Genomic DNA, 24940 nt, shown 5'->3' with positions numbered 1-24940 from the left:
TAAAAATAAATATCTCAAAAGAATAAAACTATGCATGTAGTTTCACCAATAAGAGAAACTTTGGTACTAAATGGTAAGTCATACCACGATGTAACCGAAGATATTTGTAAGCAGGTTGAGGGTCAACCAACCAAGGAGTGGAAAGTTGCTTTCGGAATTTCAGTGTTAGTACTTCTTTATGGTGCTGCGTGGGTTTTCTGGACATGGTGGGAAGGTCTTGGCGTGTGGGGTCTCAATAAAACAGTAGGTTGGGCGTGGGATATTACCAACTTCGTATGGTGGGTAGGTATTGGTCACGCAGGTACACTTATCTCAGCCGTATTGTTATTATTCCGCCAGAAATGGAGAACTTCAATCAACCGTGCTGCTGAAGCGATGACAATCTTTGCCGTAATTTGTGCGGCTTCATTTATCGTGATGCACATGGGCCGTCCTTGGTTAGCATATTGGGCTTTACCACTACCAAACGTGTTTGGTTCACTTTGGGTAAACTTCAACTCTCCATTGGTATGGGACGTATTTGCAATCTCGACATACTTTTCAGTTTCTTGTTTATTCTGGTATATTGGTTTAATTCCAGATTTAGCTACAATCCGTGACCGTGCAACTGGTATCCGTAAGAAAATTTATGGTGCTTTGGCAATCGGCTGGACAGGTGGAGCAAGAGCTTGGGCAAGATACGAAGACGTTTCTTTGATTTTAGCAGGTTTATCAACTCCTCTAGTACTTTCAGTACACACAATCGTATCTTTTGACTTTGCTACTTCGGTAATTCCGGGCTGGCACACAACAATCTTCCCTCCGTATTTCGTTGCGGGTGCGATCTTCTCTGGTTTTGCAATGGTGCAAAACTTGATGCTCGTAGTAAGAGTTGTTTACAAAATGGAAGATTATGTAACACTTGAGCATATCTCATTGATGAATAAAGTCATCACACTTACTGGATCGGTAGTAGGTATCGCTTATATCACTGAGTTCTTTATTGCTGCTTACTCTGGCGTAGAATACGAACAATATGCATTCATTAACCGTGCAACTGGTCCACTTTGGTGGTCATACTGGGCGATGATGACTTGTAACGTAATCTCTCCACAGTTATTCTGGTTCAAGAAAATCCGCGAAAACATTCTTGTATCTTTCATTATGGCTGTAGTTGTAAATATCGGTATGTGGTTTGAGCGTTTCGTAATCATTGTTACTTCATTACACCGTGATTACTTACCATCAAGCTGGACTTACTTTACTCCACGTTTGGGTGATATTTCTGACTATATTTTCTCTTTCGGATTATTCTTTACAGCATTCTTCTTATTTGCTAAGTTCTTACCAGTTATTAACATGGCAGAAGTAAAATCTGTATTGAAGTCATCTTCAGAAAAATATCCAGAGAAAAAGAAAACAACAGTTTAATAAAGATTTTTTAACCATTCATATAAAATGGCAGATAGCAAATATTTAGTAGGAGTTTTTGACGATGGAGATGAGTTACTTCATGCTGTTGAAGACATTAGACACCAAGGTGTTAAAATTCATGAAGCATATACGCCTTTTGCTGTACACGGACTTGATAGAGCGTTAGGTTATAGTTTCCCAAGAATGGGAGTTGCGGCTTTCTTGTTTGGTATGACAGGTACTTGCTGTGCATTACTTCTTACATTCTGGACAATGGGCGTTGACTGGCCGATTAATGTTGGTGGAAAGAATTTCTTCCCATTCCCAACAAACGTGCCGATTATGTTTGAGCTTACTGTTCTTTTAGCGGCATTTGGTATGTCATTTACATTCTTCTACCTTGAAGATATGGGCCCAACTGCTAAACCAATCATATTTGACGCAAGAAGTACGGATGATAAATTTGTAGTAGCCATTGACCTTGCTAAAAATAAATTGTCAGAGGCTGAAATTTCACAATTGTTGAAAGATTCAGGTGCTTCAGAAGTAAATGTGAAAGAAGTATAAATCAATTCAAAGAATTTCAAGATGAAGGTTTCATTAAAAAATATTTCGCTTGCATTATCAATCGCATCTTTTTCAACAGTTGCCTTGACTTCATGCAAAGATAATAATAGTACTGGTTGGGAATTTGCTCCTAATATGTACAATTCTCGTGCATACGAGCCCCTAACACAATGGAGAGAGAATAATATCAACGCAGATGGAAAAAATATGCGTTCTCCTGTTGAAGGTACTGTTGCTCGTACAAACTATCATACTTCATTTTTACAAGATGATAGTACAGTTGTAAATGATTTGATGATTTATAACTTACCAAAAGATAGTATCGCAGTTGCAGAAGCAGTTTTGAAAAACCCAATTCCATGGTCAGATAAAGTTGAAGAGGAAGGAAAAGTTCTCTACGAAAGAAACTGTTTACACTGTCATGGCGAAAAAGGTGCAGGTGATGGCCCAGTTGGAAAAGTTTATAAAGGGGTTCCAAACTATGCTGCTGACGCTTACAAAAACATGAATGATGGACATATTTACCACGTAATTACTTTTGGTAAAGGTCGTATGTGGGCTCACGCTTCACAAGTGAACCCAGAAGAGCGTTGGAAAATTGTTCATTACGTACACAGATTGCAATTAGGTAACTAATATTTTAAATGCTATCCGTAGAGTTACGGATACCTCGCAAAGAGGTTTAGTATAAAAGATATATCATTTTATTAACACCCTTACAGTATAAGGGTTCAAATTCAAAGAAAATGGCTCATAGTACTCACGAAATTCCTTCTACAGAAGAAAGATTTGAGTTTAAATCTGAAACCAAAAGAAAACTAATAATCGCAGCACTTATTGGTGTTGCTTTGGTTGCAATTGGTTCATTCTTATTATCAAAAGGCTGGTCAATAGGTGTTTGGGAATCACATGGTGCCGAACATGCTGGTGCTGGACATGAAGCAGCAGGCGGCCACGCAGAACACGGCGGCGAGCACGGAGGTACATCATTACTAAACAGAATTATTGCCAATCTGTGGATGAATAGCGTGTATTTCTTAGGTATATCGGTAGTTGGTGCTTTCTTTATCGCATACAACTATGTAGCAAAAGCTGGTTGGTCATCATCAATCAAGCGTGTTGCAGAAGCTCTTCCTTCATTTATCATCGTTCCTGGAGCAATTTTAATTATCTTAATGGCTGTTCCTTCAACTCGCCACATGATTATGCACTGGACTCACGATGGTATCATGGACCCTTCAAGCGAGCACTACGATAAAATTATCGCAGGTAAGGCATGGTATTTAAATCTGCCGTTCTACATGATTCGCCTTATTGCTTACATAGCAGTTTGGTATTTCGGTTGGACACAGTTAAGAAAATACTCACTACTTGAAGATGAAGAAGGTGGTTTAGATAACTATTATAAGAGCCGTAATATTGCTAAATTTTTCTTGATTTTCTTCGCTGTAACAGCTTCAACTTCAGCTTGGGATTTATCAATGGTAATTGACACACACTGGTTCTCAACAATGTTTGGTTGGTACCACTTAGCAAGCTGGCACGTAGCAGGTTTGGCAACAATGATGTTGATTATTTTATTGTTGAAAGACCAAGGATATATGAAAATCGTGCAAGAAAGCCACTTGCATGATTTAGGTAAGTTTATCTTTGGTTTCTCTATTTTCTGGACATACGTATGGTTCTCTCAATATTTATTGATTTTCTATGCTAACTTACCAGAAGAGACTATCTATTTCCGTGAGAGATTTACAGGCTTCCAAGGAAGATACTGGTGGCCATTCCATATTAGTTTATTGTTGAACTTCTTCTTCCCATTCTTCATTTTACTTGCAAGAAACTCGAAGAGAAGAGCTACATTCTTGAAATTAGGTAGTGTATCGGTTATCATCGGTCACTGGTTTGATTTCTATCAAATGCACATGCCGGGTATTGCTAAAGAACAAGGTGGTATTGGTATCATCGAGTGGGGAACAACCTTAACATTTGCATCATTGTTTATCTATTTTGTTGCAAATCAATTATCTAAAGCAAACCTATATCCTAAAAACCACCCTTTCTTAGAAGAAAGTATTCATCACGATATTTAATTTTTCAAAACAATTTCGTTGAACAATATTTTTTAATACAAGGGTTAAAGTATTCAAACTTGTAAATTAATTAAGTAACATGACATTATTGATTGTAGCCTTAGCAATTGTGTTTATTGTACTTACCATTGCGGTAATTTCAAAAACACAAACACTCTTGAAAGGAGTGAAGGGAAGTTCAGAGCAAAATGATGAGGTAGTAGATAGTGCCAATAACCTTAATGCGATTGGTCTATTAGTGTTCTGGATTTTAAGCGTGATTGGTGTATTTTGGTCATTCTTCTATGCTAAAAAAGACTTCTTGATAGCTTTTGGAGATATACCTTCTGCTGCTTCTGTACACGGAAAGGAGACAGATTATTGGTTCTGGGTAAGTATGGTGGTAGTTACAGCCGCATTTATTCTTGTGAATAGTGTACTTTTCTATTTCCCCGTGAAATATCGCTATGATAAAAACAGAAAAGCACATTATTATCCTCATAATAACACTTTAGAGATTGTTTGGACTTTAATTCCTGCTGTGGTAATGGCAGCCTTAGTATTTACAGGACTAAGAGTATGGAACAAAGTAATGGCCGATGCTCCAAAAGATGCTGAGATAATTGAGATTATGGGTAAACAATTCGGATGGCAAGTAAGATACGGTGGCGTTGAAAATGGCAAATTAGGTAATTATAATTATAAACTAATTGATGATGCAGCTGGTAATGAGTTTGGACTTGATTTTTCTGATGAAAATTCATTCGATGACTTCACAAGCAGCACCGAAATGCACATCCCTAAAGGTAAGCCAGTTTTACTTAAAATTAGAGCGAGAGACGTACTTCACAGTGTATTTATCCCTCACATGAGAGTTAAAATGGATGCTGTACCAGGTATGCCTACTAAATTCTGGTTTATTGCTGATAAAAGTACAGCAGATATGCGTGCTGAATTAGGTAATCCGGATTTCAAATACGAAATCGCTTGTACAGAAGTTTGTGGTAGAAGCCACTTCGGTATGAAATTGATTTTAGTAGTTGATGAGCCAGCCGATTACGAAAAGTGGAAAAAAGAGCAAAAGTCATTATTAGCTTCAAAACCAGAGTTCTTAGAGAAAGTTCCAGCAGGTTTGAAAGCTAAAGCTTTGAAGTATTTTCCAACAGAAGCTCCAGCAGATAGCACAACTGCTTCAGCCGGTACTAGTTTACCAACTGTTTCGGCTTTAAGATAAAATTCAATCTAAATTATTAAAACTAAGTAATATACAAATGGCAGCAGTAGCACACGCAGATACTCATGTTCACGGACATGACGAAGCTCATGAGCATCACGAGCCACAGAGTTTTATACAAAAGTATATCTTCTCTGAGGACCATAAAGTGATTGCTAAGCAATACCTACTTACGGGTATGGCATGGGCCTTAATTGGCGGCTTTTTATCATTGGTATTCCGTTTACAATTAGGATATCCAGGTATTGATTTAGGTTGGTTAAAACCAATTTTAGGAGAGAGATGGTTTGATGAAACTGGTAAATTAGACCCGAATTACTACATTGCTCTTGTTACAATGCACGGTACAATCATGGTATTCTTTGTATTGACTGCAGGTTTGAGTGGTACGTTCTCTAACTTTTTGATTCCTCTTCAAATTGGAGCAAGAGATATGGCATCTGGATTTATCAACATGTTGTCATATTGGTTATTCTTCATTTCAAGTGTTATCATGTTCTGCTCATTGTTCGTACAAGATGGTCCTGCAGGTGGTGGCTGGGTAATTTATCCTCCATTAAGTGCACTACCAGACGCAGCACCGGGCTCGGGCACTGGTATGACAATGTGGTTAGTGAGTATGGCCATCTTTATTGCCTCAAGTTTATTAGGTAGCGTAAACTATGTAACTACTGTAATTAACTTGCGTACAAGAGGGATGACTTTTGATAAAATGCCTTTAACAATTTGGGCTTTTACATTTACAGCAATTTTAGGTTTGTTGTCTTTCCCAGTATTGCTATCAGCAGCGTTATTATTAATTTTTGACCGTAGTTTTGGTACAAGTTTCTACCTCTCTGATATTTATATCAATGGTCAAGCTCTGCCAAACCAAGGTGGTAGCCCAATATTATTCCAGCACTTATTCTGGTTCTTGGGTCACCCAGAGGTATATATCGTTATTCTACCAGCTTTAGGTATGACTTCAGAGATTATCGCAACTAATTCAAGAAAACCAATCTTTGGTTATAAAGCGATGATTTTCTCAATGTTAGGTATCATGTTCTTAGCGTTTATCGTTTGGGCTCACCACATGTTCATGACAGGTATGAACCCATTCTTAGGCTCAGTATTTACACTCCTTACATTGATTATTGCGGTACCTTCTGCTGTAAAGGGATTTAACTACATCACTACATTGTGGAGAGGAAATATCATCTTTACTCCAGCGATGTTATTCTCAATTGGTTTAGTATCATTCTTTATTTCAGGTGGTGTAACGGGTATTATTTTAGGTAATAGTGCCTTGGATATTCAATTACACGATACATATTTCGTTGTTGCTCACTTCCACCTTGTAATGGGTTCTGCTGCATTCTTCGGAATGGTAGCTGGTGTTTACCATTGGTTCCCTAAGATGTTTGGAAAAATGATGAATAATACATTAGGTTATATTCACTTCTGGATTACTTTCATTGGTGCTTACCTTGTATTCTTCCCTCAACACTATTTAGGTATTGCTGGTTTCCCAAGACGATACTATGCATATACTGGTTTTGATTTTACAAACAAATACCAAGATTTAGCTCAAGTTAGTACAATAGCTGCAATCATGGTGTTTGCTGCAAATATCATTTTCTTATTCAACTTCTTCTATTCAGTTTTCAAAGGTAAGGCAGCCCCTCAAAACCCTTGGAAGTCGAATACATTAGAGTGGACTACTCCAGTAAATGTTGGACATGGTAACTGGGTAGGTGAAATTCCAGCTGTTTATCGTTGGCCTTACGACTACAGTAAGCCGGGTGCTGCTGAAGATTTCATCCCACAAAATGTTCCATTCTCTGCTACGCCAGAATCTAACTTCCCGTACGAGAATGAATTAATTAAAGAAGAAAAAGAAATCGAAGGAATTAAGTTTGATTACAGTATTCCAGATTGATAAAAATTACCAACGATTCACAACCTAAAAGTTGTGAATCGTTGTCTCAAACTAATGACAACTCACGGTAAAGTATTTAGAAAACTTGGTTTTTGGACGATAGGAGCGATTTACTTTCTAATCTTAGTCGGAGGAATAGTAAGAGCAACAGGGTCAGGTATGGGCTGTCCGGATTGGCCAAGATGCTTTGGTTCGTGGGTTCCACCAACCGATATTTCACAGTTACCAAGTAATTATAAAGAGATTTACGGTGAAAAACTGAAAGGCGAAATAGAATTCAATGCGGTAAAAACTTGGATTGAATATGTTAATCGTTTAATTGGAGTTTTAATTGGGATATTAGTTTTCGGAACGTTTGTTAGTTCGTTTGTTAGTTTCCGAAAAAAAGACAAAACAATTGTCTTGCTAAGCTTGCTAGCTACGATTTTAGTTGCGTTTGAGGGATGGCTAGGCTCGAAAGTGGTTTCAAGTGAATTACACCCTGTAATGATTACCCTACACATGATATTGTCGGTAATTATTGTAATGATACTACTCTATGCAGTCGCACGTTCATACAATTATGTAGTTAAAATCGAAGATATAGCAGATAAAAGTTCTTTGAGTTTTTTAGTTTCAGCAGCCATTTTTCTAACTACTGGTCAAGTTTTATTAGGTACACAGGTTAGAGAAGTAGTTGATAAAGTAGCAGCTTCAATGGGTGAAGCAATGCGAACGGAGTGGGTGGCAAATCTTGGAGGTAAATTTCAAATGCACGCTCTATTTTCAATGGTAATAGTATTGATTAACTTAGTAATATACTATAAAATCAAGAAATCAATCAGCGAAAAAGGTATTCTTACAAGATTTACTAATTGGTTAGTGATTGTAGTAGGAATTGAGTTAGTATCTGGTTTAACACTCGCATATTTAGGTTTCCCTAATTTCATGCAGCCTGTCCATTTAACACTTGGAGTTTTGGCTATAGGGATTCAGTTTGTAATCTTTTTATTTCTCAACAAAGAAAGAGTTTTCAGAAGCATAGCTTCTTAAATTTCGATGAGTTTGGTAGCGACACAAAATATTTTTGCTCAGAAGTTCAAAGCATATTATGATATAACCAAGTTTAGGTTATCATCAACAGTTGTTTTTTCTGGTGCATTTGGATTTATATTAGCATCTGATAGTGTTCAATGGAAACGTGTAATGCTTTTTGCAATTGCGGCTTTTTGTACTACAGCTGCTGCTAATATAATCAATCAAATTATCGAGAAAGACCTTGATAAATTGATGAAACGAACTGAAAATCGCCCACTTCCGAGTGGAAGACTTTCAGTAAAGGAAGCAATGATTTTCGGTATGGTTATGGCCTCGATTGCTACCTACATTTTGTTCTTTGAATTTAATTATAGAGCAGGGTTATTGGCAATATTGTCAATGGTTTTATATGGTTTTGTTTATACACCACTAAAACGCGTTGGACCAATTGCAGTAGCAGTGGGAGCTTTGCCGGGAGCTTTCCCTCCAATGATTGGATGGATTGCATCCTCAGGTCATTTTGGATTAGAACCTGGGATTTTATTTGCGATTCAATTCTTTTGGCAATTTCCTCATTTTTGGGCAATTGCTTGGGTTTTAGACGAAGATTATTCTAAAGCTGGTTTTAAACTTTTACCATCTGAAGGTGGACAGAACTTGAATTCAGCGATACAAATAATGATTTATACTTTGTTTTTATTGCCTCTATGTTGGGTACCTTTTTATTTGGGTATGACAGGTATAAATTCGGCAGTGGTAGCGATGGTGTTTGGCGTATTATTTTTAGCCCAAACTTTCCATTTGATGCGTAAAGTTGATAGAAAAGCAGCTTTACAATTAATGTTTGGCTCATTTATTTATCTACCAGTAGTACAAATAGCCTACCTTTTAGATAAAGTGTAAGCAATAGAATACCCGAAAGGGTAAATCAACAGACTAAAATTTATGAGTAATAAATCAAATAAAAATAAAGGTGTTTCAACAGCAACAGTTGGAGTTGAAGAACCAGCACAAGTGTTGTCAGTAAATAAGTGGAAATTCATTACTTGGCTTTTTATTATTACTATTGTTATGCTATTTGCCTCACAGACAAGTGCATACTTAGTAAGAAGAGCAGAAGGAAACTGGGTGGAATTTACTGTACCGACCATTTTTTGGATTAGTACCTTGGTATTGATTATAAGTAGTGCAACAATGCATTTATCTTTGCAAGCGGCTAGAAAAAATGAGAACGCTAAGCTGAAAACCCTGGTAGCTATTACAACAGTCTTAGGACTTACATTCTTAGGAATGCAATATATTGGATGGCAAGATTTACAAGCCCAAGGAATTTTCCTAAAAGGAAATCCTTCTGGTTCGTTCTTTTACATTTTTACGGGCTTACACATGGCTCACCTTTTAATCGGACTAGGAATTTTGATTGCTACCTTTTTGATGGCTTTCAGAATGAAGTTAGATTCGAGTAATACAATTTTGGTCGAAGTTTGTGCTACATCTTGGCATTTCTTAGACATTCTATGGGTTTATTTATTTGTATTTTTATTGTATTTTAGATAATATTTACTTTTTGACTATTTTTGGGTCAGAATTAATTGAACTGTTAACCAAAGCGGCAAACCGCTAACAATTGTAAGTTATGGCAAGTGCAAAAACCTCTACAACCGCAGAACACTTAATATGGAAGGGTGGCGTGCAACCAATGAAAGTTGGCTACGGAAAATTAATGATGTGGATTTTCTTATTATCTGACACATTTACTTTCTCGGCTTTATTAGTTTCATACGGTTTAGTTCGTTACAGTTTCCCTACATTTGAGGGTTTACGTAAAAACTTTGAATTCTCTAATACTTGGTGGCCAATTCCTGAAAGGGTTTTTGAAGCCGTTCCGTTTTTGCACGGTGTTCAAGCTCCGTTAGTTTTCGTTGGTATCATGACTTTTATCTTAATCATGAGCTCAGTAACAATGGTATTAGCCGTTGAAGCGGGGCATCGTAGAGATAAAGCAGATGTTGAAAAATACATGCTTTGGACAATTCTAGGTGGTATTGCTTTCTTAAGCTCACAGGCTTGGGAGTGGTCACACTTTATCCACGGATCAGAACATGGCTTAACATTGAAAGATGGTACACAAATATTTGGTGCGAACCTTGTGCGTAATGAATATGGACCAGCCGCTTTTGCTGACTTCTTCTTCTTTATAACAGGTTTCCACGGTACACACGTTTTCTCGGGAGTTGTGTTGAATGTATTGGCATTTTATAATACAGCCAATGGTGTTTATGAAAAACGTGGTCACTACGAAATGATTGAGAAAATCGGTCTATACTGGCACTTTGTAGATTTAGTTTGGGTATTCGTGTTTACCTTCTTCTACCTTGTTTAGAAATAACCGAACCTCTTTATTTAATAATTAGAAAGTCTTAAAATTGTTATACAATGGCTCATTCTGAAATAACTGAAAAACTACCAGCACAAACCAAAGAAATTTGGAGAACATTCTGGATTTTGTTAGGCATCACAGCTTTCGAATTTTTGATAGCTTTTACTATTGATGCTGATACATATAAATGGACAAAAATCGGTATCTTCATTATTCTTACAATCGTGAAAGCATACTATATCGTGGGTATTTTTATGCACTTAAAGAACGAAGTGAAATCGTTGATTTGGACAATAATTCTGCCATGTATATTCGTGGTATGGTTGATTGTTGCTTTGATTGTGGAAGGAGGATACATTGGTTTAGTGAGATATATTGGCAAATAAAATGCAAAAAAAATCTTCTAAAGTCGGAATACTAATAGGAATATTAGCTGTTCCGACTTTAATTTTTGTGATGCTCAAAATGTTTGGGCAGAACTATTATAAACTACCTTATTTAATGCCTGAAATCGATGAAACAGGTCAGGTAGTAATTAAAGGTGGAGATACAGTTTTTCACCAAATTCCGCCCTATAAATTAATTGACCAAGAGGGTAAAGAATTTTCAACTGAGCAACTAAAAGGAAAAATCTATGTAGCTGATTTCTTCTTTTCGAGATGTGGAACAATATGCCCCAAGCTTTCTAACAGTTTATCGAGAGTACAAAGTATATTCTCCGCTGATACCAATGTTAGGATAGTTTCACATTCAGTTGACCCGAAATATGATTCAGCAGCAGTACTTAAAAAATATGCACAAAAATATGATGCCAAGCCAGGTAAGTGGTATTTCTTGACTGGAGATAAAAAGGCAATTTATGATATTGCTATTAAAGGATATAAGTTACCTGTGGCGGATGCTTCAGAATATGACTCAAAAATAAGGTCAGTAGATGAAACATTTATACACTCAGAAAAGTTACTACTAATAGATAAGGAAGGGTACATTAGAGGAATTTACGATGGGACATATAATCCTGATGTCGAGCGTCTGATAGGAGAAGTGAAGGTATTAACAGAGATATATAAATCTAAAAAGTAGCTTACTTCAGCCCCTAATTATCTTTTATTGCTAATCTATTGTTGAAAAAAACTAAAAATGAAAGCGGTGAAAGCAAAGCAAGATAAAGCTTCGATGACATTTATTAATGTTGTGTCGGTAGCAGTGCCATTAGTGGTGGCAATTTTATTGGGAATCAGACAAAAGCTTGATATTGGAGCATGGACGAAAGTTTTGCCTCATGTTATTGGAGCAATAAACACGTTAACTTCAGTTCTTTTGATTTACGGTTTATTTTTAATTAAACAAAAGCAGATTGAGCGTCATAAAAAGATAATGACAATCGCTTTTGGACTAGGTGGTTTGTTTTTAGTGTGTTATGTACTTTATCACCTAACCAATCCATCAACGAGTTTCGGTGGAGAGGGCTTCGTTAAATACATCTATTATTTTGTATTAATTAGCCATATTTTACTATCTCTTGTGGTATTACCATTGGTATTAAGAACATATTTTTTTGCATGGATTAACGAATATGAAATGCATCGAAAACTAACTAAATATGCTTTTCCAATCTGGCTTTATGTATCAATAACAGGTGTAATTGCGTATTTAATGATTAGACCATATTACGTATAATTTAAAGAAATTAATCATGAAAAGATTTCTTGCATTAATAATAGTATTTTTATTGACTCAGACTATCACATTTGCTCAATGTGCAATGTGTAGGGCGAGTGTAGGAAGCAATTTAAGCGAAGGTCGCGGTGTGATTGGCACAGGAATTAATGATGGAATTCTATTGATGTTGGTTTTTACTTACCTTTCAATTCCAACGCTAATTTTTGTTTGGTTTAGAGCGGCAAAGAAAGAAATGCGGCTAAAAATGAGCCAGCAATAATTTCATAGATATAATTTTCAAGAAGCGATTACTAGATTTTAAGTCTTGTAATCGCTTTTTTTGTATTTTTCTGAAGTAAAATCACGCACAGAAATGAATGAAATACAACTCCTCGAAAATAACCTAAGAAATTTCTTAGGAATGAGTAAAGAAGCATTTAAGCTTTCTGACTTTGTATTATCAAAATAAACAATTTAAACAATAAAGACTATGAAATTTACAAGACAAGCATCGGCAAATTGGAAAGGTACAGGAATGGAAGGTGTAGGAACTGTGTCGACACAAAGTACTACCTTAAATAACGCACAATTATCGTTTAAAACGCGTTTTGCAGATGGCGTTGGTACAAACCCAGAGGAACTAATTGGAGCGGCTCATGCGGGTTGTTTTTCAATGAAATTTAGCTTTGTATTGAATGAGTTGGGCTTTACCGCAGATAACATTGATACAAATGCAAAAGTAGTTTTTGAAGATGGGAAAATTACACATATTCATTTAGAAATGAATGCTTCAATTCCAAATATTACTGAAGAGCAATTTCAAGAAGCAGCAGCAAATGCAAAGGCAAACTGTCCGATTTCCCAGCTTTTCAATGCTGAAATTACACTTACTGCTACGTTATCCTAATTATTAGAAGCAGATATAAAGAATGTAGGCTCAAAGCATTTGCTTTGAGCCTACATTCTTTATAGATATCTCAACCAAGTTATTTCTGGATGCTGACTTTTATATCGACTATACCATCTACAAAGTGGATACATAATTAGAATTACTATTAACCAAATAAGGTAAACCTGAGGTAAGGTAATTCCATCATCATTTTTAGGACGGCCCAGAGTTTGTTCGTTGAAAACAAAATCATTCCAACCATAACCTTTGGCTAAAAATACTATTATTAAGAAAGTACGAATCACGTACCAATGAATGAGATAATAAAAAAGCGGAACGCTTCCGAAAACATTAAAAAATTGAAATTTTTTATCGCCAATTTTTTCAAATAACCACAAAAGGAAAAACGAAATACCCAACATACAAAGAGTAAAGTCGAGAGAAGGGGCATTTTTTGAAACATTTAAAAATGATAAAACTGTAAAAAAGGGTTTCGTCTGTGTACTCCAAGGAATAGGGTCTCCATAAATATTGATGAATCTCAATAATAAAAATGTTCCTAAAAATCCACCTGAAATTTTGATAAAAAAGTTGGTTCTGATATTTTTTTCACTCAGAAAGTACTCGCCTAAGCCATAGCCAATCAACATAATCGACCACCACGGAATAATTGGGTAAGCTAAAATCAAAAGTCTTGAACCAAATGGAAGAACAGTAAGCGTAAATAAAGGGCCCAAAATAGTTTTGATGGTGGAATCTGGCACGAGAGCTAAAAGACCATAAAATAGCATGATAAAACTCCCAATTGATAAAATTAATCTAGGAGATTTGCCAATTAAGAATGACAGCAGAATGAAGCCCACACCAATGGCTGCAATTACTTGAAAAAGTAAAGTATGGAACCCAATATCTGACCAAATTCCAAAAGAAATAATACTAAATTCTAAGAGTATTAACCAAAGTCCACGAGTTCGTAAAAATTTCTTGTTTTCGGCGATATTCGTCTGGCGTTTAGCAGAAATATAGGCCGAAACACCTGATAAAAAAACAAAAGTAGGAGCACATAAATGGGTAATCCAACGAGTAAAAAAAAGAGCAGGGTAAGTGTTACTTAAGTCCGTCGGACTTTGGTTGAGAGAGTTCTGTAATAGAAAATCACGGGTATGGTCAAGGGCCATGATAATCATGACGATACCCCGAAGAGTATCAATGGAAGTAATTCTTTTCATAATTTATTTAGTAGGGAAACAATTTGATATTTTAACAAATGTAAAGTTAAAAGTACTAGAATAAAAATTTTGTAAAATTAATTTCCTTATAATCAGTGAGTTGTATGTGAATTTACTTTGCGTTTTTAATAAGAATATCGTAGAGAATGAAAAAAAATAAAACTAACTGACATAGGGTTGACAGTGAATAAGATTTACTTTACATATCCTTCCCATCCAAACCTAAGAGAATTATGATTTGGGTATTTAAAACTACGATAAAAAATAAAAGACAGGTAAAGCAAATTGCTCCTATCTTAAATGAACTACTTGTTTCACCAAGTAAATGGAATTTTGACTTAGAAGATTGTGATAAAATTTTACGAGTGGAGAACTATAAAATTGAATTACAAGAAGATTATCTGATTCAACGGTTATTAATCGCAGGATATAATGTTGAAGTCTTAGAGTAAAACACTAATGCCACGATTTTTACCGTGGCATTAGTGTTATATATTAAAAGAATTTTTTTCCATTGGAATATTTCAAATCAATACCTGATTTAAACTTTGTGTTATCAAAATTGACTTCATTTTTAAAATCGGCATATTTAAAATCAGCATGATTACCAAATGCAGTGTTTTTGAATGTTACTCGGTCATTGAAATTCGTGTATTTAAAATCGGCATAGTTACTAAATCGAACATCAAAAAAATCGGCGTCATTTTTAAAACTGGTATATTTAAAATTAGCATAATCGTAGAAATCGCATTTGGCAAAAATGGCTTCTTGCTTAAAATCAGCATATTTGAAATTAGCTTCTTTGGCAAACTTTGTGCCTCCAAAAGAAGTATTATCCGCAAAATCTGAATATTTAAACTCAGTTTTACCTTCAAACTTACAATTTTCAAAAACTACACTTTTTTCAAAATCAGTCGTAAAAGTAGTACCGTTTCCAATACTCCAATTAACGTTTCCATTGCCCATTTTTCTGTTTTTTTCTTCTTCAAGGTTTTTATAGGCAATAAAATCACCTTTGAAAATACAGTTTTTAAACGAAACAGGAACTTCAACGTAGCTTTTGTATTCTTCGTAGCTACCTTTATTTTTTATACGTTTTTTATTAGAAAGTTCAGTCAAATCTAAATCTCCTACAATGGTAGCATTTTGGTAATCAATCGATTGGCCTTTATCAATTGCTTCAAAAATGGCTTTGGCTGAAACTTCTTTCTGAGCCAATGCTTTTATTCCTACAAAAGCAAAAGCCATCATAATAATTATCTGTTTCATAAATGATTTTAGTATGATAGAAATTAAAATTATTCGTTGATATATACGCCACCCGAATTGGCATCCATTTTAACAGAAATACCACCACCATTGAGCGAACCCCTCACACGGTCTTTTTCCATTGTTCCATTAAATTTGGCTAACGCTGGAACTTTAACTCGTTGACCATCAAGGTCTAAATCCATACCTTTATCTAGAGGCATTCTTACATGAATACTTCCTGCACTGGTAGATAAAGAAAGGTATTTTCCGAGGGATTTGATATCAGCATCAATTCCACCACCCGAAGTTGAAGCTTTTACGCTGGCAGTGATGTCATCTAATTTGATTGAACCACCCGAAGTAGAAGTAATAAAATCTCCGCTAATAGCTTCGGCTCTAATTCCGCCACCACTTGTTGTTGCTTTGATATTTCCGCCAAGGTCTTTTAAGGTAAGCCCGCCACCTGAAGTTGAAAGTCGAATATCACCTTTGCAGTTTTCAGCAACAATTCCACCTCCACTTGTTGAAACGTCAATATTATCGCGGCTATCGCTGATATTTATTCCACCACCTGAGGTGCGTCCTTTTACATTGCCCCCTAATTTCTGAAGTTTTAAACCGCCCCCCGAAGTAGTAAAGTTAAGGTCGCCAGTAAGATTTTTAAGCGAAATTCCTCCACCACTTGTAACTAAATCGGTAGAAATTTTTTCTGGTGTGTAGATTTTGAAAGAAATACTTAGTCCACTTTTCCAGTTATTCCAGCCACTTTCGCTTTTACGTTTGGCAATACAGTTAATTGTTTCTCCGTCTTTTTTGACACTTAATTCGTAATCTTTTAGGCGTTCTTCGATTTCAGATTTGCTCAAGTCATTACCACCATTATTTCCTCTAATGTAAATTTCTACTCTTGCTTCACCATCTGTGCTACCCGTGACAGAAATGCCACCACCAGATGTACGAACATTAAGGTTTTTTACTTCAGAAGATTTGTAAGTTTTAACGAAATAGGGTGTTTCTTTGTCTTGTGCGAAAGTAGTAAACGATAAACCTAAAATAAATAATGAGAGTAGCTTTTTCATACAATTGCGTAATGTTAAGATTTCATAATTTTTGTTGTCTGAACATAAGATGCAAAAGATGAAACGAGCGTTGCAGAAAATTCGATTTATTTTTTAGAATAAATCCATGGGGTCTTCAACGACTCTCAGATTTTCGTTAAAATTATCAATCAAATTCATATCTGAATGACTAATTTCAAAATCGAAAACATCAAAATTTTCTTTGATTCTCTGCAAATTAGCAGATTTGGGAATACTTGAAACGCCATGTTGTAAAGCCCATCTTAGAATAATTTGGGCGGGTGTTTTTTGATATTTATTCGCAATACTTAGAAGTTTAGGGTCTTGCATTCGCATACCTCTTATAAGGGGAGTATAGGCTTGCAGTTGGATTTTCTTTTGTTTACAGACTTCCAGTAAATCTTTTAAATACAAATATGGACTAAACTCAACTTGATTTACAGCAGGAGTAATTGTGGCGTACGATTCAAGTTCTGATAGAAAAGGAATAAGGTAATTCGCCACTCCGATTGCCCGTACACGGCCTTCGCTTTGAAGTTTTTCGAGTGCTAGCCAAGTATCCTTGCGAGTAGCCTTGATAGGCCAATGTACCAAATATAAATCAATGTAATCAATATTTAGTTTTTGGAGGCTAGTATCAAATGCACGTAAAGTTTGGTCAAAACCTTGGTCGCCGTTATTAACCTTGGTAGTTACGAAAATATCAGCTCTGTTGATACTGCTTTCACGAATCGCATTGCCAATTTCAACTTCGTTTTTATACATTTCAGCAGTATCAATAAGTCGATAACCTGTTTCTAAAGCCCATAACACAGCTTGTTCGGCTTCACGGTTATACATATCATAAACACCAAGGCCTAATAAAGGCATTTGGATACCGTTGTTGAGGGTAGTGTAGAGTTGGTTAGGCATAAAGTTTTTGATTATGTCAAAATTACAATGTTTTTAGGAAAGTATGTTGGTTTAAAATCCCCTATCCCCATCAAAGCTAGAGTTTTTCGATTCTTCACAAATTTGAGGGGGTAGGGGGATGTGTATTAATATTACCTTAATTTACAATTCTGTCTCAACTTACCATTTCTCCAAACCTAATACTTTTTTACCTAAATCATTTAATTCGGCTGTATCATATTTTGTTTTTTCCCAATTTCTTGGGTCTCCCGGAAATGCATAACCTTCTGGTGAAATGCGGTTTTTCCAAGAATTCACTCGCCAATCACGTAATGCCTCGTTCTCTTCTTCGGCAGGCATCATTGAAATGTATTGAGCAATTCGTACTTTATCTTTCGAATTATTCGGACGAATTCCGTGTGGTTGACTGCTATTGAAAATTAGTAAATCACCCGCTTCGAGCTTTACTTTTACGAATTTATCTTCAAATCCAGTCGTATCTGGTTGGAAGCGATTACGGTCTTCGGGCTGGGTTAGTTTCCATGTATCATACGTACGGAATAGTTCAGGAATACACTGAAAACCACCCATATTTTCGTCAGTTTGGTCGGCTAAAGCTAAAACGCCTTGTACATTTTGAGGCTTAGTTTCTGGGTCATAGTCCCAGTGGATAAAACCTTTATATTCAAAACCTGGGCGTAGTGGGAAGTTCAAATTGGCTCGGTCGATAGTTACCCAAAGTTTTTCTGTTCCCCAAATATCTACAAAAGCATCATATACTTTTTGAGTTTGGCGGTTATTCCACAAATGCTGGTTATTATACACTTCAACCATTCCTGTACCTGTTAATTCCTTCATTTTCATTTCAGCACGAGGGGGTGTGTACCAAGTGTTTGGGTCATTAGGGTCTTTTTCTTCAAATTCCCAAATAAATTGAGCAGTACGTAATGCTTGTTCTCTCGGAACTGCATTCTTAATGATTACGTAGCCATTTTCAATCCAAAACTTCCAGTCATCTTCAGTTAATACACGAAGTGGACCGCCTTCAGCTAAGCTTGTACGAAGCTTAATTTGGCTACTTGTGGCGGTTGAAGGATTTCCGGGTTTATCTGTATGGTTTTGATTCGGCATCATAGTTGGAGCCATAGTTGGGGCGGCGGTAGGCGTTCCTATCATTTGCATAGATTATTTTATTTAATGAATGATGTTAAGTAAAACCAGTTTTTTAAAGCAGTGATTGAAATCAATGGTTAAGGGAACAAAGAAATGTTTAGGTTTATGCGGACTTCAAGTCCGCATCTGTAATTCAAGAGTTCCGTTGTTTTTTAACTAGTGAATAAATTCACTGAAAATATATATCAAAAACACAATTTAATGATATTTAAAATTAAAATAATGATACAAACTTAGGGGTTTAATAATTATAATACTTTACCGATAATGTCAAATTTTTGAATAATATTGATATTTAGGTCTTAATTATTCGTTTTGTTTACGAAATATGTGCAAATTTGATGCTTATCATCGTCTATTTGAATAGAAAATCAAAATGAAAATAGTTTTAGAAGAATTTACGATTGATTCGAAAAGCTCGTTTCGGGTATTTAGACCGAGATTGAGCCAAGTATTTTATTGGCATTTTCATCCTGAATTAGAACTGGTTTATATTGAAGGAACCAACGGAACACGGCATGTGGGCGAACATCTTTCTCAGTATGAAGCAAGCGATTTAGTATTTATTGGCTCGAATATTCCGCATCTAAATTTTGATTATATGGCTGAAGGAGATTACGAAAAAGTAGTTTTGCAAGTAAGAGAAGATTTTTTGCAAAATGCCCTCATCGAAACTCCAGAGTTAAGAGCAATTCAAGCACTTTTTGAACGTTCAAAATACGGAATTGCTTTTGGAGAAAAAACTAAACAACAAATAGCTGAGCGAGTGAAAAGCTTGGAAAGTTTGAGTTATTTTAGTCAATTTTTAGAGATATTAAGCCTTTTTCAAATACTTGCGACAACCCAAGATTACGTTTTACTACATGACAAGCCAGTTGAGAATCAATACAACAAAAAAGACCAAGAACGTATCAAACGACTTTATAAATTTATCGATGAAAACTACCAAAGAAAGATAGATTTGACAGAGGTGGCTGAAATGAGTAACTTAAGTGAGGCCGCTTTTTGTAGGTATTTTAAGAAAATGACCAAACTTACTTTTGTAGAGTTTTTGAATCATTATCGCGTAAATCAGGCAAAAAATCTGCTTTTGCTTGATAGAAATGTTACCGAAACCTGCTTTGATTGTGGCTTTGAAAGTATGTCATATTTCAATCGAACGTTTAAAAAGCTTACAGGTGAAAACCCTTTAGCATTTAAGAAACGGTATTTTATGAAATAAGTGTAAAAAGAGTGGCATACCTTATTGTCGTAGTGAACAGGTGGGCCACTCTTTCATTTTTGTTATATTTATTTCTCCAAAATAATCCAACGATTAAGATTATTGTAAGGCATTTCTAAAACAATTTTGTAGAAAGAAGAGTGTACTTTGCTTACATCAATAGAAGCACTTTCGTCTTTTACAGCCACTTGTTTAATGAACTGATAAGTATCTTTTCCGCCTGTTTCGAATTGATTGGTGGTAGCTAACCAAATCTTAGCATTACCTTTAGGGTCGATAGCCTTCCACTGAATAGTAATTTGTTTCTCTTTAATTGTTGCTTTGGGCGAAATTGCTGAAATTTTTCCAGTTAATGAAACGCCATCAATTTCAAATGCTTGTTCTTTTGGAAACTTTAACCCCAAAAAATTAGCAATAGAAGGCATTATATCAACGATTGCAGGTTGGTTTTCTTTAAAATAGGCATTTAAACCTTGTGCATTGGTTATCACCCAAGTTTGTCGTTCTCTATCCGACTGTCCACCATGTCCTCGACCAGTTTTGGCATCTCGACCATGGTCGGTTGTTATATAAACTACCCAATCTTCTTTAAAATTTGCTTGTCGATATTTGATTGCTTGCCAGATTTTACCCACTTGCTTATCCATTATTTCAATAGCATTATAAAACTCTGGGCTATCACCGTGTTTGTGCCCCATATCATCAGTATATTCTAAATAGACCCAATTCAAATCTGCGGCATCAGTCCTGATACCTTTGGCGGCTGCGGCAGTTACTTCTTCATCAATCGAATGAATATATTTACTTTGCTTATCGTGCGGAAAACGGGCAGTGTCAAGTTCTAATCCATCAAAATGAAAATCAGTTCTTAGGTGTTTTGTTTGAGGCAAATTATCGCCCACAAGTTTGGTTCGGTTATCAAGCCAAGTAGAATAAACGGCAGTTTTTTTCGCTGGAAATTGTTGTTTGAAAAACCTAAAAATTGTCCAATAATGGTAGTTGGGAGCTTTAATATCATTGTCCCAAACATTATGTTTGTTTACCCATGTGCCAGTAAGCAAGCTATTGTAGCCAACTGCCGAGATAGTTGGTGTTTGAGAATAATTACCTTTTTCTCCACCTACATAAGCACGTGTATAGCCACCTACTTGTGCAATAGAATCAAGATGAGGCTTTTTAATTTTTTCAATCACATCGGCAGGAATTCCATCGACAATAATAAAAACTGCTTTCTTTTTTACTTGTGCAGAAAGTGTAAACGTAATGAAGAAAATGATGAGAAGAAAAACTTTATTCATTGAACTTGTTTAAGATTATTTATGCGGAAAAAATAGATGCTCAAGAAAGAGGTAATTTTGTTTTGCGAAGCAAAATATCCAAATCAAATGAGCAATTTAGACAAAGATAGAATTAAAACCTATATTCTTCCATATTTAAGCCAAGGTAAACGAGGTAAAAATTTAACTGAAGATAAACGTATAATTATTTTTGTATCTATTTTCCATCGTTTGAAAACGGGCAGCGTCGGCTGTCCTATTCCAATGGAGAGAATTGCGGTTGGAGAAATATTTTACTGAAAAATATAGTTATGCATCAGTATTTTATCGCAGCGGCGAATCGTCACTTCAACAGATGGAGTAATGAGATGTTTCATGGAAAAGAAAGTGGATTGGTTTATTAGGGAAATATAAGAATCATTTAGACTTATCAAGTATTCAATTAGATGGTTCTCAAACCAGAGCGAAAAGATGTGGAAATAAAGTTTGGCAGAAATAAAGGAACAATTAACACAATTGATAGATTGGCTTGACCAAGCTAATATTAGAACCGAAGAATTATTTCTAAATGCAGATGCTGGGCGTTTCGCCGCTGCGATTTGATAGTCAGGATTGTAGGCAAATATGTTCAAAACATCATATTGAAGCTAATATAGCTTTCAATAAAAGAAATGGAGCTATTGAAAGCAGAAACGAATATTTAGATGAACTTTTATATGAAAATCGTTATGTCATAGAAAGGGTTTTTGCTTGGTTGGAAGCTTTTAAAGCTTTGCTTATTAGATACGAAACGACGGCAATAAATTGGATAAATCTGAATATTATAGGAATAGTGGTGTGTTTTGTCCGAAAAATATTCAGTAAAATAAAATCTTAAACAAGTTCAAAAATGAAATAGTGTCAGTTGCAGAAGATAATTTGAGCCGTCTCAAATCATAATTCGAATCAAATTCAATAGTAAAACCTTCGATTGAGTTAACTTTTATTAAATAAAAATTATCCAAAATATGTTGATACGGCAAATAATTTATCTTAATTTTGTTGAAAATTTAGAAAAAGCAACTAAATAAAGAAATTTCTAAGGATAATTTAACTTATATTAATAATGTCAACAGCAACAAAAACTTATCTCCCTTATAAGGTAAAAGATATTTCCCTTGCCGACTGGGGTCGCAAAGAAATTAAATTAGCAGAAGCCGAAATGCCAGGTTTAATGGCCATCCGTGCTGAGTATGGTCCATCAAAACCATTAGCTGGAGCAAGAGTAGCTGGTTGTTTACACATGACAATCCAAACGGCGGTTCTTATCGAAACCCTTGTGGAGTTAGGTGCTGAAGTAACTTGGTCATCATGTAATATTTTCTCTACACAAGACCACGCTGCTGCTGCTATTGCTGCTGCGGGTATTCAAGTGTATGCTTGGAAAGGCCAAACAGCTGAAGAATTTGACTGGTGTATTGAACAAACTTTATTCTTTGGTGAAGAACAAAAGCCATTGAATATGATTTTGGATGACGGTGGTGACCTTACGAATATGGTTTTTGATGTTTATCCTGACCTAATCCCGGGTATCAAAGGTTTATCAGAAGAAACAACAACTGGTGTACACCGTTTATACGAGCGTATGAAAAACGGTACATTGCATTTACCAGCTATCAATGTTAATGACTCTGTAACGAAATCTAAATTCGATAATAAATACGGTTGTAAAGAATCGTTAGTTGATGCGATTCGTCGTGCAACTGATGTAATGATGGCCGGAAAAGTTGCTGCTGTTGCTGGTTATGGTGATGTAGGTAAAGGTTCGGCAGAGTCGCTTCGTGGTGCTGGTTGCCGTGTATTAGTTACTGAAATCGACCCAATTTGTGCTTTACAAGCTGCAATGGATGGTTTCGAGGTAGTAACAATGGACGAAGCCGTAACTCGTGCAAATATCTTCGTAACTGCTACAGGTAATGTAAACATCATCCGTGACCGTCACTTCAAAGCTATGCGTGATAAAGCTATCGTTTGTAACATTGGTCACTTCGATAATGAAATTGATATGGCATGGTTGAATAAAAACTATGGTCACACAAAATCTACTATCAAACCACAAGTTGATATGTATGAAGTTGATGGAAAAGAAATCATTATATTGGCTGAAGGACGCTTAGTAAACTTAGGTTGTGCAATGGGTCACCCATCATTCGTGATGTCATGTTCATTCTCAAACCAAACTTTGGCTCAAATCGAACTTTGGAATAATCCAGAGAAATATGAGAAAAAAGTTTACGTTCTTCCTAAGCAATTAGATGAGAAAGTAGCAGCTTTCCATTTAGCTCACGTTGGTGCTAAATTAGATAAATTGGATGAAGAACAAGCAGCTTACATTGGTGTAAGTGTGGAAGGTCCATTCAAAGCTGAAATGTATCGTTATTAATCAAATGAAGTCATAAGAATCTAATATTCTTGACTGATTGATGATAAAATATTAAACCCGCCCAGTTATTAAAATAGCTGGGCGGGTTTGTTTTTATAGTCAAAGCAATAAAAATATTACATCATCTCCCCACTTTCTATTGATTTGATGGCTTTTCTGGATAGAACTTTTACCCCAAAAATCAAATCTGCAAAACGTGGGTCTTTGGTTAGCCCTTTTTTATATCGACTATAAATCTGCTGAATTACCACTGAATTTTTAAATAGACCAAAAACGTAGAAATAAAGAATATTTGATACATCTCGACCACTTTTTTCGGAATAACGTTCGGCAAACTCTTGTCGAGTAAGGTTGCCATTTACCCATGAAAGATTAAAAGTTTTTTCAAAATCACCATCATTGGCTTCCGCCCAATAAGAAAGGCTCGTACCTACATCCATGAGGGGGTCGCCCACGGTTGTCATTTCCCAATCTAAAACCGCAATAATTTCTGATAAATTATTAGCGTTGAGAACCACATTATCATATTTATAATCATTGTGAATGAGTGTGGGTTTGCCTTCGGTTGGTAGGTTTTCTTTGAGCCAGGTAGCTAAGATATCCATAGCCACAATTTCGTCAGTCTGTGAAGCCAAATAACGCTTGTGCCAGCCTTCTACTTGTCGTTGAATATAGCCTTCGGGTTTACCAATGCCAATCAAACCAGTTGCTTCAATATTAATGGCATGCAAGGCAGCTAAATTATCACACAATGCTTCCGAAAGTTTCCGCATTTCGGCAGGGGCAACGGTACTCATCAATTTGGGAGCATCTTTGGCTCGTAAGATAATGCCCTGTACACGTTCCATAATATAAAACGGGCACTCCATCACCGATTCATCATCGGTAAAAATAATAGGGTTGGGTATTTTAGCGTAGCCAATAGATTTTATTGCGGTAAGAATCTTAAACTCACGAGCCATATCGTGCCCCCCTTTGATATCTTTCGCACCTACGGGCGGGCGACGCAAAACATATTCGTGATTAATAGTTTTTAAGAAATAAGTCAGATTAGAGTATCCACCTGGAAACTGCGAAACTTCTATTATTTCCTCAAAATCAGGCAATTGAGATTTTATAAAGCCATTAAGCTTTACCAAATCTAATTCTTCACCTTGCCTAACACTGGTAGGTGTATCTATTTTTAATGAAGACATTTTATCTACGGTCAAATGTGCGGTCTTCCGCAGCTTAATCAATAATTATGAATACAGAATTGGGTCAATTCT

General features: G+C 35.8%; 27 protein-coding genes. 20 read left to right on the top strand and 7 right to left on the bottom strand.

What is annotated here, in order from left to right; translation table 11 throughout:
• The first annotated feature begins 30 nt into the window (after window positions 1–30).
• The 15 genes from nrfD (at window position 31) to EMTOL_RS06965 (ending at window position 13146) form a co-directional block, all read left to right on the top strand.
• Window positions 31–1410 (top strand): NrfD/PsrC family molybdoenzyme membrane anchor subunit, encoded by a 1380-nt coding sequence (gene nrfD, locus EMTOL_RS07035; RefSeq protein ID WP_015028581.1) that lies wholly within the window; start codon window positions 31–33, stop codon window positions 1408–1410.
• A gap of 27 nt (window positions 1411–1437) precedes the next feature.
• Complete coding sequence (locus tag EMTOL_RS07030) at window positions 1438–1959, top strand: DUF3341 domain-containing protein (protein ID WP_015028580.1); 522 nt, start codon at window positions 1438–1440, stop codon at window positions 1957–1959.
• Window positions 1960–1980: 21 nt separating this feature from the next.
• Window positions 1981–2595: a c-type cytochrome gene (locus EMTOL_RS07025; protein ID WP_015028579.1), complete on the top strand. Its 615-nt coding sequence runs from the start codon at window positions 1981–1983 to the stop codon at window positions 2593–2595.
• 110 nt (window positions 2596–2705) lie between these two features.
• Entirely contained in the window at window positions 2706–4049 is a 1344-nt protein-coding gene (locus EMTOL_RS07020; RefSeq protein ID WP_015028578.1) for a hypothetical protein, read from the top strand.
• Between the two features lie 79 nt (window positions 4050–4128).
• Window positions 4129–5262, top strand: a complete 1134-nt coding sequence (locus EMTOL_RS07015) for a cytochrome c oxidase subunit II (protein ID WP_015028577.1) — start codon at window positions 4129–4131, stop codon at window positions 5260–5262.
• 37 nt (window positions 5263–5299) lie between these two features.
• Window positions 5300–7180, top strand: coding sequence for a cytochrome c oxidase subunit I (locus tag EMTOL_RS07010; protein WP_015028576.1), 1881 nt, complete (start codon window positions 5300–5302; stop codon window positions 7178–7180).
• 54 nt (window positions 7181–7234) lie between these two features.
• The gene (locus EMTOL_RS07005; protein WP_015028575.1) at window positions 7235–8212 is read left to right on the top strand and encodes a COX15/CtaA family protein; all 978 of its coding nucleotides are present in this window, start codon (window positions 7235–7237) and stop codon (window positions 8210–8212) included.
• A gap of 6 nt (window positions 8213–8218) precedes the next feature.
• A complete protein-coding gene (gene cyoE, locus EMTOL_RS07000; protein WP_015028574.1) occupies window positions 8219–9100 on the top strand; it encodes a heme o synthase in 882 nt (293 codons plus the stop codon).
• A gap of 42 nt (window positions 9101–9142) precedes the next feature.
• On the top strand, window positions 9143–9754 hold the full coding sequence (locus EMTOL_RS06995; protein ID WP_015028573.1) for a cytochrome c oxidase subunit 3: 612 nt from the start codon (window positions 9143–9145) through the stop codon (window positions 9752–9754).
• Window positions 9755–9833: 79 nt separating this feature from the next.
• Window positions 9834–10580, top strand: a complete 747-nt coding sequence (locus EMTOL_RS06990; RefSeq protein ID WP_015028572.1) for a cytochrome c oxidase subunit 3 — start codon at window positions 9834–9836, stop codon at window positions 10578–10580.
• 53 nt (window positions 10581–10633) lie between these two features.
• Window positions 10634–10963 carry a cytochrome C oxidase subunit IV family protein gene (locus EMTOL_RS06985; protein ID WP_015028571.1) on the top strand — a complete coding sequence of 110 codons (330 nt, stop codon included), beginning with the start codon at window positions 10634–10636 and terminating at the stop codon, window positions 10961–10963.
• A gap of 115 nt (window positions 10964–11078) precedes the next feature.
• Window positions 11079–11660 carry an SCO family protein gene (locus EMTOL_RS06980; protein ID WP_305953192.1) on the top strand — a complete coding sequence of 194 codons (582 nt, stop codon included), beginning with the start codon at window positions 11079–11081 and terminating at the stop codon, window positions 11658–11660.
• 57 nt (window positions 11661–11717) lie between these two features.
• Window positions 11718–12257, top strand: coding sequence for a DUF420 domain-containing protein (locus tag EMTOL_RS06975; protein ID WP_015028569.1), 540 nt, complete (start codon window positions 11718–11720; stop codon window positions 12255–12257).
• A gap of 16 nt (window positions 12258–12273) precedes the next feature.
• Window positions 12274–12519 (top strand): CAMCR motif-containing small membrane protein, encoded by a 246-nt coding sequence (locus EMTOL_RS06970; protein WP_015028568.1) that lies wholly within the window; start codon window positions 12274–12276, stop codon window positions 12517–12519.
• 210 nt (window positions 12520–12729) lie between these two features.
• Window positions 12730–13146 carry an OsmC family protein gene (locus tag EMTOL_RS06965; RefSeq protein WP_015028566.1) on the top strand — a complete coding sequence of 139 codons (417 nt, stop codon included), beginning with the start codon at window positions 12730–12732 and terminating at the stop codon, window positions 13144–13146.
• A 59-nt stretch (window positions 13147–13205) separates the two neighbouring features.
• Here EMTOL_RS06965 and EMTOL_RS06960 read toward each other — a convergent pair whose 3' ends face one another.
• Window positions 13206–14357: an acetyltransferase domain-containing protein gene (locus EMTOL_RS06960; RefSeq protein WP_015028565.1), complete on the bottom strand. Its 1152-nt coding sequence runs from the start codon at window positions 14355–14357 to the stop codon at window positions 13206–13208.
• Between the two features lie 233 nt (window positions 14358–14590).
• Between EMTOL_RS06960 and EMTOL_RS06955 the strand changes: the two genes are divergently transcribed.
• The gene (locus EMTOL_RS06955; protein WP_015028564.1) at window positions 14591–14809 is read left to right on the top strand and encodes a hypothetical protein; all 219 of its coding nucleotides are present in this window, start codon (window positions 14591–14593) and stop codon (window positions 14807–14809) included.
• A gap of 43 nt (window positions 14810–14852) precedes the next feature.
• Here the strand turns inward: EMTOL_RS06955 and EMTOL_RS06950 are convergent, their stop codons facing one another.
• From EMTOL_RS06950 to EMTOL_RS06935, 4 genes are all read right to left on the bottom strand, one after another.
• Entirely contained in the window at window positions 14853–15626 is a 774-nt protein-coding gene (locus EMTOL_RS06950; RefSeq protein WP_015028563.1) for a pentapeptide repeat-containing protein, read from the bottom strand.
• A 29-nt stretch (window positions 15627–15655) separates the two neighbouring features.
• Window positions 15656–16687 (bottom strand): DUF4097 family beta strand repeat-containing protein, encoded by a 1032-nt coding sequence (locus EMTOL_RS06945; RefSeq protein ID WP_015028562.1) that lies wholly within the window; start codon window positions 16685–16687, stop codon window positions 15656–15658.
• A 93-nt stretch (window positions 16688–16780) separates the two neighbouring features.
• Window positions 16781–17599: an aldo/keto reductase gene (locus tag EMTOL_RS06940; RefSeq protein WP_015028561.1), complete on the bottom strand. Its 819-nt coding sequence runs from the start codon at window positions 17597–17599 to the stop codon at window positions 16781–16783.
• A gap of 159 nt (window positions 17600–17758) precedes the next feature.
• Window positions 17759–18760 carry a phytanoyl-CoA dioxygenase family protein gene (locus tag EMTOL_RS06935; RefSeq protein WP_015028560.1) on the bottom strand — a complete coding sequence of 334 codons (1002 nt, stop codon included), beginning with the start codon at window positions 18758–18760 and terminating at the stop codon, window positions 17759–17761.
• A gap of 367 nt (window positions 18761–19127) precedes the next feature.
• On the opposite strand from EMTOL_RS06935, the gene EMTOL_RS06930 reads away from it, so the two are divergent.
• On the top strand, window positions 19128–19973 hold the full coding sequence (locus EMTOL_RS06930; protein ID WP_015028559.1) for an AraC family transcriptional regulator: 846 nt from the start codon (window positions 19128–19130) through the stop codon (window positions 19971–19973).
• 68 nt (window positions 19974–20041) lie between these two features.
• Here EMTOL_RS06930 and EMTOL_RS06925 read toward each other — a convergent pair whose 3' ends face one another.
• Window positions 20042–21271 carry an alkaline phosphatase family protein gene (locus tag EMTOL_RS06925; RefSeq protein WP_015028558.1) on the bottom strand — a complete coding sequence of 410 codons (1230 nt, stop codon included), beginning with the start codon at window positions 21269–21271 and terminating at the stop codon, window positions 20042–20044.
• Between the two features lie 36 nt (window positions 21272–21307).
• On the opposite strand from EMTOL_RS06925, the gene EMTOL_RS06920 reads away from it, so the two are divergent.
• The 3 genes from EMTOL_RS06920 to ahcY all read left to right on the top strand — a co-directional run bounded on the left by EMTOL_RS06920 (window position 21308) and on the right by ahcY (window position 23672).
• On the top strand, window positions 21308–21550 hold the full coding sequence (locus EMTOL_RS06920) for a hypothetical protein (RefSeq protein ID WP_041693451.1): 243 nt from the start codon (window positions 21308–21310) through the stop codon (window positions 21548–21550).
• 268 nt (window positions 21551–21818) lie between these two features.
• A complete protein-coding gene (locus EMTOL_RS22640; protein WP_041693449.1) occupies window positions 21819–22127 on the top strand; it encodes a transposase in 309 nt (102 codons plus the stop codon).
• Window positions 22128–22355: 228 nt separating this feature from the next.
• A complete protein-coding gene (gene ahcY, locus EMTOL_RS06910) occupies window positions 22356–23672 on the top strand; it encodes an adenosylhomocysteinase (RefSeq protein WP_015028557.1) in 1317 nt (438 codons plus the stop codon).
• A gap of 116 nt (window positions 23673–23788) precedes the next feature.
• On the opposite strand, the gene EMTOL_RS06905 is transcribed toward ahcY, so the two are convergent.
• Window positions 23789–24868, bottom strand: a complete 1080-nt coding sequence (locus tag EMTOL_RS06905) for a phosphotransferase family protein (protein WP_041693447.1) — start codon at window positions 24866–24868, stop codon at window positions 23789–23791.
• Window positions 24869–24940: the final 72 nt, after the last annotated feature.

The organism is Emticicia oligotrophica DSM 17448, from assembly GCF_000263195.1.
Classification (GTDB): domain Bacteria; phylum Bacteroidota; class Bacteroidia; order Cytophagales; family Spirosomataceae; genus Emticicia; species Emticicia oligotrophica.
The sequence above is the reverse complement of the archived record's forward strand: the minus strand, read 5'-3'. Positions and strand labels throughout refer to the sequence as shown.